Here is a 10,466-nt window from a genome sequence, read left to right as displayed (position 1 = left end):
GGGAAGTTGTGCCCGGTGTCGACGTGCAGCAGCGAGAACGGCACCGGCGCCGGCGCGAACGCCTTCAGCGCGAGGTGCAGCATGAGGATGGAGTCCTTGCCGCCGGAGAACAGGATCACCGGCCGCTCGAACTCACCCGCCACCTCACGGAAGATGTGCACCGCCTCCGACTCCAGAGCGTCGAGGTGGGAGAGGGCGTAAGGGCTGTCGGTGCCCTCCGCCCGGGTCGCCACGGTCGTCGTCATGCCAGTCCCCTTTCGGTGAGCAGGGCGTGGACCGCCGCGGCGGACTCCTGAACGGTCTGGTGCTGCGACTCGATGCGCAGGTCGGGCTTGGCGGGCTCCTCGTACGGGTCGTCGACGCCGGTCAGCCCGGTCAGCTCACCCGCGGCCTGCTTGGCGTACAGGCCCTTGACGTCCCGCACCGAGCACACCTCGACCGGCGTGGCCACGTGCACCTCCACGTACGGCGTGCCGTTCGCCTCGTGACGGGCGCGGACCGCGTCCCGGCTGTCCGCGTACGGGGCGATCACCGGCACCAGCGCGGTGACGCCGTTGCGGGCGAGCAGTTCGGCGACGAAGCCGATGCGCTGCACGTTGGTGTGCCGGTCCGCACGGTCGAAGCCCAGGCCCGCGGAGAGGAACTCGCGGATCTCGTCGCCGTCGAGCAGCTCGACGCGCCCGCCCTCCTCGCGCAGCCGGCCGGCCAGCTCGTGGGCGATGGTGGTCTTCCCGGCGCTGGGCAGGCCCGTGAGCCAGACGGTGGCTCCGGTCGTCACGTGGTTCTCCCTGAAACTCGATGGTCCGGTGGTCGTCATGTCAGCCGTGCAGTCCGCACTCGGTCTTGCTGCGTCCCGCCCAGCGTCCGGCGCGGGCGTCCTCGCCCTCCAGCACCCGGCGGGTGCAGGGCGCGCAGCCCACGGAGGCATAGCCGTCCATCAGCAGCGGGTTGGTGAGGACGCCGTGCTCGTCGACGTACGCTTGCACATCTTCCTGTGACCACTTGGCGATGGGAGAGATCTTCACCTTCCGCCGCTTCTCGTCCCAGCCGACCACGGGCGTGCCCGCGCGGGTCTCGGACTCGTCCCGGCGCAGGCCGGTCGCCCAGGCCTGGTAGCCGGCCAGGCCCTCGTCCAGCGGCTTGATCTTGCGCAGCGCGCAGCACAGATCGGGGTTGCGGTCGTGCAGCCTGGGCCCGTACTCGGCGTCCTGCTCGGCGACGGTCTGCCGCGGGGTGAGCGTGACGACGTTGACGTCCATCACGGCCTCCACCGCGTCCCGGGTGCCGATGGTCTCCGGGAAGTGGTAACCGGTGTCGAGGAACACGACGTCCACGCCGGGCAGGGCGCGGGAGGCGAGGTGGGCGACGACGGCGTCCTCCATCGAGGAGGTCACGCAGAAGCGGTCGCCGAAGGTGCCGGCCGCCCACTGGAGGATCTCCAGGGCGGAGGCGTCCTCCAGTTCGCGGCCCGCCCGCTCGGCCAGGGCCTTGAGTTCGTCGGTCGTGCGCTCTTCCCGAACCGGGGTCATATCGGTTCCCCTCCCGTGGAGTTGGGCTGAAGTCCCCGGGTCAGCAGCCCGAGGAACTTCAACTGGAATGCGCGGTTGCACGCCGCGCATTCCCAGGCGCCGTGTCCCTCCTCGTGCGGACGCAGGTCCTCGTCGCCGCAGTAGGGGCAGTAGAACGGCGCGGCACGCTCGCTCATGACAGGGCCTCCTCGGAGGCGCGGGCCGCCCAGGTGGCGAAGCGCTCGCCGTCCTCGCGCTCGGCCTCGAAGCGCTTGAGCACCCGCTCCACGTAGTCCGGCAGTTCCTCCGCCGTGACCTTCAGGCCGCGCACCTTGCGGCCGAAACCGGGCTCCAGGCCGAGGGCGCCGCCCAGGTGCACCTGGTAGCCCTCGACCTGCTCGCCCCGGTCGTTCAGGACCAGCTGGCCCTTGAGACCGATGTCCGCGGTCTGGATGCGGGCGCAGGCGTTGGGGCAGCCGTTGAGGTTGATGGTGAGGGGCTCGTCGAAGTCCGGGAGGCGGCGCTCCAGTTCGTCGATGAGGGAGGCGCCGCGCGCCTTGGTCTCGACGATGGCCAGCTTGCAGAACTCGATGCCGGTGCAGGCCATGGTGCCGCGCCGGAAGCTGGAGGGCCGGGCGGTGAGGTCGAGCGCGTCCAGGGACTCCACCAGGGAGTCGACCCGGCCCTCCTCGACGTCGAGGATGATCATCTTCTGCTCGACCGTGGTGCGGACCCGGCCCGAGCCGTGCGCCTCCGCCAGGTCGGCGACCTTGGTCAGGATCGTGCCGTCCACGCGGCCGACGCGCGGGGCGAAGCCGACGTAGAAGCGGCCGTCGCGCTGCCGGTGGACGCCGATGTGGTCGCGCCAGCGGCTGGTGGGCTCGGCGGGGGCGGGACCGTCGGTCAGCTTCCGCTCCAGGTACTCGTCCTCCAGCACCTGGCGGAACTTCTCCGGGCCCCAGTCGGCGACCAGGAACTTCAGGCGGGCGCGGTTGCGCAGGCGCCGGTAGCCGTAGTCGCGGAAGATCGAGATGACGCCCTCGTAGACGTCGGGCACGTCCTCGATCGGCACCCAGGCGTTCAGCCGCACGCCCAGCTTCGGGTTGGTGGACAGGCCGCCGCCGACCCACAGGTCGAAGCCCGGCCCGTGCTCGGGGTGGACCACGCCGACGAACGCCACGTCGTTGATCTCGTGCACCACGTCGAGGACCGGCGACCCGGAGATCGCGGTCTTGAACTTGCGCGGGAGGTTCGAGTACGCGGGGTTGTTCAGGACGCGGCGCTTCATCTCCTCCAGCGCCGGCGTGCCGTCGATGATCTCGTCCTCGGCGATGCCCGCCACCGGGGAGCCGATCATCACGCGGGGTGTGTCGCCGCAGGCGGTGACCGTGGACAGGCCGACGCCCTCCAGGCGGTTCCAGATCTCGGGCACGTCCTCGATCCGGATCCAGTGGTACTGGACGTTCTGCCGGTCGGTGATGTCGGCCGTGCCGCGCGCGAACTCCTGCGAGATCTCGCCCACGACCCGCAGCTGCGCGGTGGTCAGGGCGCCGCCGTCGATGCGGACGCGGAGCATGAAGTAGCTGTCGTCCAGCTCCTCCGGCTCCAGGATGGCCGTCTTTCCGCCGTCGATGCCCTGCTTGCGCTGGGTGTAGAGACCCCACCAGCGCATACGGCCGCGCAGGTCGCCCGGGTCGATCGAGTCGAAACCGCGCTTGGAGTAGATCGTCTCAATACGTGTCCGTACGTTGAGACCGTCGTCGTCCTTCTTGGTCTGCTCGTTGGCGTTGAGCGGGGTGAAGTGACCGGCTGCCCACTGGCCCTCGCCGCGGTGACGGCTCACCTTGCGGCGGGGGGTCGCGGCGGCAGGCTTCGGCGGGGTGGCGGCCATGGTGTGACACGTCCTTCAGGGCAGACGGAAAGCGGCTCTGGCCCGCGCGGGGGCGCATGGGCAGGCATGCGCGGCGGTGCGCGGGCGGAGGCTTGTGCGGGGAGATCCGGTAGTGCTGGAGTGGGGCTCTCAGCGGCCCGGACAGATGGCGCTGGACATGCGGCCGAGGTCGACGTGCCGCCGACTCACCAAGGCAATTCCAGTTCCAGGCATGACGGAAGACTGGCACGGCGTTCTGGACACAGTCCAGCTTAATCCAGAATGTGGACACCCCTGTCTCGTCTGACGAGACAGGGGTGTTGTGGATCACAGCGGCGGCCCGTCCGGGCCGCGGCCGGCGCTCAGGCGGGGAAAGCCCCAGGCCACGGGCCCGGGGTGGCCACGTCGGCCTCCTCCTCGACCTTGGTGTCGAAGAGGCGGAAGCCCCGGCGCCGGTAGTTGTCCATGGCGTGCTCGCCGTCCTTGCTGCACGTGTGCAGCCACACCCGTTCGGTCGTGGCCAGCCCGGGCCAGCGCTCCGCCAGGTCCCACGCGCGGGCGGTGCCGAGGGAGAGGAGGTGGCCGCCGATGCGCCGGCCGCGGAACGCGGGCAGCAGGCCGAAGTACTCGATCTCGACCACTCCGTCGTCGCCGGCCGCCAGCTCCACGAAACCGGCGGGCGTACCCCGGTCGTAGGCCACCCAGGTCTCGACGCCGGGCCGCTCCAGGTGTTCCCGCCAGCGGGCGTGGCTCCAGCCGAGCCGGTCCGTCCACCGGATGTCGCCGCCGACCGAGGCGTAGAGGAAGCGGCTGAACTCGGGGGAGGGCACCGCGGAGCGGACGATCCGCACGTCCCCCTCCGGGGCGGCGGCCGGCAGCAGGTCGGTGGGGGCCGTCTGCTCCAGGGACCACGTGGTCACGGCGATGTTGGTCATGCCGGTCAGGGAACCATCCGGCCCGCGGGTCTGTCGATCCCGGCCCCGGCGGCGCGGACCCGCCGGTCCCGGCCCCGGGTGGCGCGGACCCGCCGGTCCCCGCCCGGGTGGCGCGGGGCCGTCGCCACCGGCCCCGCCGCGCGGATCAGTCCAGCGCGTCCTCGATCGAACGCAGCGGCAGGGCGAACAGCATGCTGCCCGACTGCGACCAGACCTCGCCGGTCCGCGCCCAGTAGGACAGGGAGCCCGCCTGCCCGCTCCAGCAGCGCTGCGAGCCGTCGGAGCCGCACTCGGTGGCCCGGGCGCCCTCCGTGTCCTGGCGCCACAGGGTGCCGCGTCCGTCGTGGCCGCCGGCCGTGCGGTCCAGGTACCAGTCCGCGCGCGCGGCGCCCGCCGGGCGGTGCGACAGCACGCCTCCGACCTCGGCCGCCCCGGTCTCGTACGCCTCCACCGCGTCCACGTGGCCGGCCGTGTCGGTGGCGGGCAGGCCGCCGCGGTCCGGGTCCGTGCTCAGCGGGTAGCGCCACAGCCGGGTGGGCCGGTCGCCGTCCGCGGCCACCCGTTCGCTCGCCACCAGGGTGGCGGGGGTCGTGCCGCGGTCCAGGGAGATCGCGCCGGGCCGCGCGGCGCCGGCGGTGTCGGGCAGCCGGTACGAGGCGACCGCGGGCAGCACGTACCGGTGGCCGGCCGCCGCCCAGCCGCCCGGCACCCGCCCGACGGCACTGGCCGCGGTGGTGGCGCGCTGGACGCGGTCCATCTCGTACACGTACAGCGCGTCGCGGTCCCCGGCGGCGGTGGTGACGAGCAGCTTGTCCTGGTACCAGACCATGCCGGTGACCGGGGAGGCGAGCCCCCGGTAGTCGTGGCCGCCGTCGACCGGTACGGCGAGGAGCGCCGAGGTGTAGGAGAGCCGGCCGGGGTCGTCGGCGTCCACGAAGGAGACCCGGGCGAGACCGCCCTGGGGGGTGCCGTCGTCGCGGCTCCAGGCGGACAGGACGACGCGGTGGGCGCCCCAGGTGCCGTCCTCGTCGGCGTCCCCGGAGGTGGTCACCGCGCCGGGGAGCCAGCCCTCGGTGTCCGCCCGGTCCCAGCAGTAGGCGCGGGTGGCGGCGGGGGAGACGGGCAGCGCCTCCCGCTCGCCCGCGGTGCAGTCGGCGGCGTCACGCAGGGTGCGGTCCGCGGAGTCGAGCACGGCGTCGACACCGACCGGTTCGCCCATGGCGCCGGAGAGCCGTTCGAGCCAGGGTGCGGGTACTCGGTGCTCCGTCAGCCGCAGGGCGTCGGTGTCGGCGGCGGAGGTGAGGGGCTTGAGGGAGCCGGGGTCGTCGGCGACCGTGGCCTGCGAAGCGCTGATCAGCGTGGCGGCGCCGGTCAGGGCGAGGGCCGCCCCGGTCAGGGCCGCGCGCAGCGCCCTGCCCCGCCTGCGCCTGCGGTGTCTGCCGCGATGCTTCATGGAACCTCCACGGACACCGGACCAACTGCGCTCGGCGATGGACGCGTTGACCGACGAGCGGATGGGACGGTCCGTAGAGGATGCTACGGCAGCCGGCGGGTTCCGCGGACGCGGACGCTGCAAATATGCGAAATCGCCCCGCGTTTGCGGCCAACCGGGCGCCGTGCCGGGCTCGTAGGGACGCGGGCGCCGGCCGGAAGGGGCGGTCGCACCCCCCAAGGGGCGGTCGCACTCCCCCCAAGTCACCCCCGGGTCAAGGCACGCCCAGCGCCGCCCGGCCCTCCCGCACCGCCGGTGCCGTGGAGTGGGGGAGCAGGTCGGCGGGGTCGGCGGGGAGTAGGACCTCCACCTCCGCGTCCTCGCAGAAACGATACGGCCGGTGCTCCAGGTACGGGCCCAAGTACCTGCGCACACGCGACATCTCCGCCCGTACCGTCACCGTACGGGCCGGGTCGCCGAACACGTCCTCGGCCAGGCCCGCCGCGCTGCGGCCACCGCGCTGGACGGCCAGCAGGTACAGCAACTCGGCGTGCCGGGGGCTCAGTTCCCGGGTCCACTCGCCCGCCCCGCCCAGCACCCGCACCGACCAGCGGCGCGCCCGGCCGAGGTCCAGCACGATCCGGGCGGCACCCGGCGGCACCCGCCCCTCCGCGGCGCGCACCAGCCAGCCCCCGGCCAGCGGCTCCACGGTGCACGTCCCCACCGCCGGCAGCCACCGCGGCTCCGGCCCCGGCGACCTGGGCAGCGCCACCCGGTCCACGTACGGCATCCCCGTGACCGCCGCCGTCCAGCCGTCCCCGTCCGTCACCAGCGCCCGCCCCTCCAGCCGGGCCAGCACCGGCGCGGCCACCGCCCGCAGCCGCTCCAGCGAACGCACGTGCAGGTCCCGCAGCCGGGCCTCGGCGAGCCTGGCCACCGAGGCGACCCAGGCGAGCGTCGCCGGGTGCATCGTCTCCAGCGGCCCGCTCACGTCGACCACGCCGAGCAGCCGCCCGCTGCGCGGATCGTTGATCGGCGCCCCCGCGCAGGTCCAGTTCGCCTGGGACCGCACGAAGTGCTCGGAGGCGAAGACCTGTACGGGCCGCCCGGTCACCGCCGGCGTCCCCACGCCGTTGGTGCCGACCACCTCCTCCCGCCAGTCCGCGCCGAGTTCGAACCCCAGCCCGTCGGCCCTGCGCAGCACCGGCGCGCTGCCCTCGCGCCACAGCACCCGGCCGTCCTCGTCGGCGACCACCATGATGTGGTGGGCGACGTCCGCCACCGAGAGCAGTCCCTCCCGCAGGACCGGCAGCACATGCCGCAGCGGCGAGGCCTCCCGGCGCCGCCGCACCTCCTCCGGTGCCAGCAGCCCGGAGCGGACGTCGTGCTCGGGATCGACGCCGCGGCGCAGCAACCGCTCCCACGACTGCTCGATCACCGGCCGGGGCGCCACCGGGGCCTGTCCGCCGGAGAGCCTGGCGGAACGGACCTCGCTGAGCATCCGGGCCGCCCGCGCCGTGTCCACGGCGGCGAACTGCGTCACGTCCATCGGCGAGAGCGCCACAGATCCTCGTCCTCCCGGAAGGCGGATGTCCTCCCTCTCATGGTGACCGCTTGCCCGCCGCCGCGCGGGCACAGTCCGCACACGGCCGACCGCGAGTTGCAACCCCCTGCAACCCTGGTGGACGGCCGCGCCGGTGTCCAAACTTGAACCACGCCGCTCCGTGCGGCGTACGCGGCCTGAACAGGCCCGTGTGGCGGGGGTGGTGCCGTGTCGGCGCAGCACCACCTCCGCGCCGCGTGACCCGATCAGGCCGCGGGCCGCGCCCGTCGCACCACCGACGCCAGGTCCAGGGTCGGCGGCAGCGTCCCGAAGGCCGCGCCCCCATCGCCGCCCAGCCGCGCGGCGCAGAACGCGTCGGCGACCTCCGGCGGCGCGTACCGCACCAGCAGCGAGCCCTGGAGCACCAGCGCCAGCCGCTCGGCCAGCAGCCGCGCCCGCCCCTCGGCGGACGCCAGGTCCGCCAGCTCCGTCAGCAGGCCCCGGATCGCCGCGTCCAGGCGGTGGTCGGCGCCGCGTGCCAGGCCGACCTCCGTCAGGTAGGCGTCCATGGCCAGCGGCTCCCGCCCCAGCGCGCGCAGCACGTCCAGCGCCTGCACGTTGCCGGCGCCCTCCCAGACCGAGTTGAGCGGCGACTCGCGCACCAGCCGGGGCATGCCCGACTCCTCGACGTAGCCGTTGCCGCCCAGGCACTCGGCGGCCTCCACCACCAGCGGCGCGCACCGCTTCGTCACCCAGTACTTCGCCGCGGGCACCGCCAGCCGCAGCAGCGCCCGCTCCCGCTCGTCGCCCGCCTCCGCCGCGTCCTGGGCCGCCGCGAGCCGCAGCCCGAGCGTGGTCGCCGCCTCCGACTCGACCGCGAGGTCGGCGAGGACGTTGCGCATCAGCGGCTGGTCGGCCAGCTTCGCGCCGAAGGCCTCCCGGTACTCGCAGTGGTGCACCGCCTGCGCCACGGCCTGCCGCATCAGCCCCGCCGAACCGAGGACGCAGTCCAGCCGGGTGGCCGCCACCATGTCGATGATGGTGGGCACCCCGCGCCCCTCCTCGCCCACCCGGCGGGCCCAGGTGCCGTCGAACTCGACCTCGGCCGAGGCGTTGGACCGGTTGCCCAGCTTGTCCTTGAGGCGCTGGAGCAGGAAGACGTTGCGGGTGCCGTCCGCCAGCACCCGCGGCACCAGGAAGCAGGTCAGCCCGCCCGGGGCCCGCGCCAGCACCAGGAAGCCGTCCGACATGGGCGCCGAGCAGAACCACTTGTGCCCGGTCAGCGTGTACGCGCCGTCCTCGGCCAGCGGCCGTGCCGACGTGGTGTTCGCGCGGACGTCGCTGCCGCCCTGCTTCTCCGTCATGGCCATCCCGAACAGCGCGCCGGCCTTCAGCCGGGCCGGCCGCAGCCCGCGGTCGTACACCTGCGAGGTCAGCCGCGGCTCCCACTCGGCGGCCAGCTCCGGGTCGGTGCGCAGGGCCGGCACGGCGGCGTGGGTCATGGACAGCGGACAGCAGGTGCCCGCGTCCACCTGGTTCCACATGAGGAAACCCGCCGCGCGCCGCACGTGCCCGCCCGGCCGGGTCCAGGCCGCGGTCAGACCGGCCGCCACGCCCTTGCCGAGGAGCCGGTGCCAGGCGGGGTGGAAGTCCACCTCGTCGACGCGGTGGCCGTAGCGGTCGTGGGTGCGCAGCACCGGCGGGCCGGCGTCGGCCTGGACCGCCCACTCCCGGGACTGGAGCGAGCCGCAGCTGCGGCCCAGGCCCGACAGCTCGGCCAGCGCCTCCTCGCGCAGCTCGGGTGCCAGGTGCCGCTCGACCGCGGCCGTGAGGACCCGGTCGCCGGTGAAGACGTCGTGGCCGACCAGCGGCGGCGCCTGATTCGTCACGGTGTGGGTGCTGCCTGCCATGACGGTGAACCTACCGTGCCGGGGACCCGGGCGGAGCCGGCACCGTCCTGCGGGGCTCCGCGGATGAGTGCCGCCCCCGGCGGCGGATACCTTTAGGTCGTGCAGCCAGCAAGTGAATCCCCCGAACGGCCTTCCGGCCGGCTTCATCGTGCCCGGGTCCTGTACCGGAACGTCTCCAAACGCAGGACCGCCTGGCTGCTGCTCAAGGACACGGTCAACTCGTGCATGGAGTACCGCATCCTCGGCCTGGCCGCCGAGGCCGCGTTCTTCACGCTGCTGTCGGTGCCGCCCCTGCTGCTGAGCCTCCTCGGACTGCTCGGCTACGTCGACTCCTGGATCGGCGCGGACACCACGGAGAGCCTGCGCAACAACATCCTGGACGCCTCCCGGGCGGTGCTCTCCGAGAAGGGCGTCAAGCAGATCACCGAGCCGATCCTGGACGACGTGATGAAGGGCGGCCGGCCCGACGTCATCTCCATCGGCTTCCTGTTCGCCCTGTGGTCGGGCTCCCGCGCGGTGAACGTCTTCATCGACACCATCACCGTGATGTACGGCCTCGACGGCGTCCGGGGCATCGTCAAGACCCGGCTGATGGCCTTCCTGCTCTTCCTGGTGGCGCTGCTGATCGGGTCCGTCGCGCTGCCGCTGATGGTGGCCGGGCCGGACGCGGTGGTGCGGATCGTGCCCTGGTCGACGACGGTCGTGCAGGTCCTGTACTGGCCCGTCGTGATCCTGCTGTCCGTGGCCTTCCTGACGACGCTCTACCACGTGTCCGTTCCGGTGCGCTCCCCGTGGATCGAGGACGTGCCCGGCGCCCTGGTGGCCCTCGCCATGTGGGTGCTCGGCAGCTTCCTGCTGCGTATCTACCTCACCAGCACCGTCGAGGGGCCCACGATCTACGGCTCGCTGGCCGCGCCCGTCGCGGTGCTGCTCTGGATCGGTGTGTCCGCCTTCGCGGTGCTCGTCGGGGCCGCGGTCAACGCCGCCATCGACCGCGTCTGGCCGGCCGCGGCCACCGCCGCCGCCCGCGAGGCCAACGAACGGCTGCGCCAGGCCCAGGTCGCCGACTACGTGGCCCGCGCCGCCGCCAACGGCGAGTCCGACCCCGACATGCCCTCGGAGTTCCCGGAGCGCTGGTCCCGTTTCCTGCCCCCGGAGGACGTCACGGCCCGCCTGCGCACCCACGGGAAGAACCCGCCCCCGGCCAACCACGACAAGCCCGAGGCCTCGTGAGCGGTGCCGGGTGCGGGCATCCCGTCACGGGCGGC

General features: G+C 73.6%; 11 protein-coding genes. 1 reads left to right on the top strand and 10 read right to left on the bottom strand.

Annotation, left to right across the window (positions count from 1 at the left end):
• From IE108_RS16265 to IE108_RS16225, 10 genes are all read right to left on the bottom strand, one after another.
• Nucleotides 1-245, bottom strand: a 245-nt coding sequence (locus IE108_RS16265) for a phosphoadenosine phosphosulfate reductase domain-containing protein (protein WP_189397665.1), incomplete at its 3' end; no start/stop codon positions are given.
• Nucleotides 242-778 (bottom strand): adenylyl-sulfate kinase, encoded by a 537-nt coding sequence (gene cysC, locus IE108_RS16260; RefSeq protein WP_064730399.1) that lies wholly within the window; start codon nt 776-778, stop codon nt 242-244. The genes IE108_RS16265 and cysC, both read right to left, overlap by 4 nt.
• A gap of 40 nt (nt 779-818) precedes the next feature.
• Nucleotides 819-1,529, bottom strand: a complete 711-nt coding sequence (locus tag IE108_RS16255) for a phosphoadenylyl-sulfate reductase (RefSeq protein ID WP_064730400.1) — start codon at nt 1,527-1,529, stop codon at nt 819-821.
• Complete coding sequence (locus IE108_RS16250) at nt 1,526-1,705, bottom strand: hypothetical protein (RefSeq protein ID WP_064730401.1); 180 nt, start codon at nt 1,703-1,705, stop codon at nt 1,526-1,528. Before IE108_RS16250 ends, IE108_RS16255 begins: the two co-directional genes overlap by 4 nt.
• Nucleotides 1,702-3,399: a sulfite reductase SirA gene (sirA, locus tag IE108_RS16245; protein WP_064730402.1), complete on the bottom strand. Its 1,698-nt coding sequence runs from the start codon at nt 3,397-3,399 to the stop codon at nt 1,702-1,704. Before sirA ends, IE108_RS16250 begins: the two co-directional genes overlap by 4 nt.
• Nucleotides 3,400-3,528: 129 nt before the next feature.
• Nucleotides 3,529-3,612: a putative leader peptide gene (locus tag IE108_RS35335; protein ID WP_309475039.1), complete on the bottom strand. Its 84-nt coding sequence runs from the start codon at nt 3,610-3,612 to the stop codon at nt 3,529-3,531.
• Nucleotides 3,613-3,740: 128 nt separating this feature from the next.
• Nucleotides 3,741-4,313 carry a GNAT family N-acetyltransferase gene (locus tag IE108_RS16240; RefSeq protein ID WP_064730403.1) on the bottom strand — a complete coding sequence of 191 codons (573 nt, stop codon included), beginning with the start codon at nt 4,311-4,313 and terminating at the stop codon, nt 3,741-3,743.
• 145 nt (nt 4,314-4,458) lie between these two features.
• Nucleotides 4,459-5,766, bottom strand: a complete 1,308-nt coding sequence (locus IE108_RS16235; protein WP_064730404.1) for a hypothetical protein — start codon at nt 5,764-5,766, stop codon at nt 4,459-4,461.
• A gap of 253 nt (nt 5,767-6,019) precedes the next feature.
• A complete protein-coding gene (locus IE108_RS16230) occupies nt 6,020-7,309 on the bottom strand; it encodes a GAF domain-containing protein (protein ID WP_064730405.1) in 1,290 nt (429 codons plus the stop codon).
• A gap of 245 nt (nt 7,310-7,554) precedes the next feature.
• A complete protein-coding gene (locus IE108_RS16225) occupies nt 7,555-9,198 on the bottom strand; it encodes an acyl-CoA dehydrogenase family protein (protein ID WP_064730406.1) in 1,644 nt (547 codons plus the stop codon).
• Nucleotides 9,199-9,297: 99 nt separating this feature from the next.
• Here IE108_RS16225 and IE108_RS16220 point away from each other — a divergent pair, with 99 nt between their 5' ends.
• A complete protein-coding gene (locus IE108_RS16220; protein WP_079163701.1) occupies nt 9,298-10,431 on the top strand; it encodes a YihY/virulence factor BrkB family protein in 1,134 nt (377 codons plus the stop codon).
• The last annotated feature ends 35 nt before the right edge of the window (nt 10,432-10,466 follow it).

Origin of the sequence: Streptomyces parvulus (assembly GCF_014648855.1) — a bacterium.
In the GTDB taxonomy this organism is placed as follows: Bacteria; Actinomycetota; Actinomycetes; order Streptomycetales; family Streptomycetaceae; genus Streptomyces; species Streptomyces parvulus.
Note: the sequence above shows the minus strand (reverse complement) of the source record. Positions and strands in the feature narration are given on the sequence as shown.

What these genes read in the sequence shown, in the direction of transcription:
- IE108_RS16255 (WP_064730400.1), bottom strand. Translation starts at nt 1,529, where the DNA reads ATGACCCCGGTTCGGGAAGAGCGCACGACCGACGAACTCAAGGCCCTG.
- IE108_RS16250 (WP_064730401.1), bottom strand. Translation starts at nt 1,705, where the DNA reads ATGAGCGAGCGTGCCGCGCCGTTCTACTGCCCCTACTGCGGCGACGAG.
- sirA (WP_064730402.1), bottom strand. Translation starts at nt 3,399, where the DNA reads ATGGCCGCCACCCCGCCGAAGCCTGCCGCCGCGACCCCCCGCCGCAAG.
- IE108_RS35335 (WP_309475039.1), bottom strand. Translation starts at nt 3,612, where the DNA reads ATGCCTGGAACTGGAATTGCCTTGGTGAGTCGGCGGCACGTCGACCTC.
- IE108_RS16240 (WP_064730403.1), bottom strand. Translation starts at nt 4,313, where the DNA reads ATGACCAACATCGCCGTGACCACGTGGTCCCTGGAGCAGACGGCCCCC.
- IE108_RS16235 (WP_064730404.1), bottom strand. Translation starts at nt 5,766, where the DNA reads ATGAAGCATCGCGGCAGACACCGCAGGCGCAGGCGGGGCAGGGCGCTG.
- IE108_RS16225 (WP_064730406.1), bottom strand. Translation starts at nt 9,198, where the DNA reads ATGGCAGGCAGCACCCACACCGTGACGAATCAGGCGCCGCCGCTGGTC.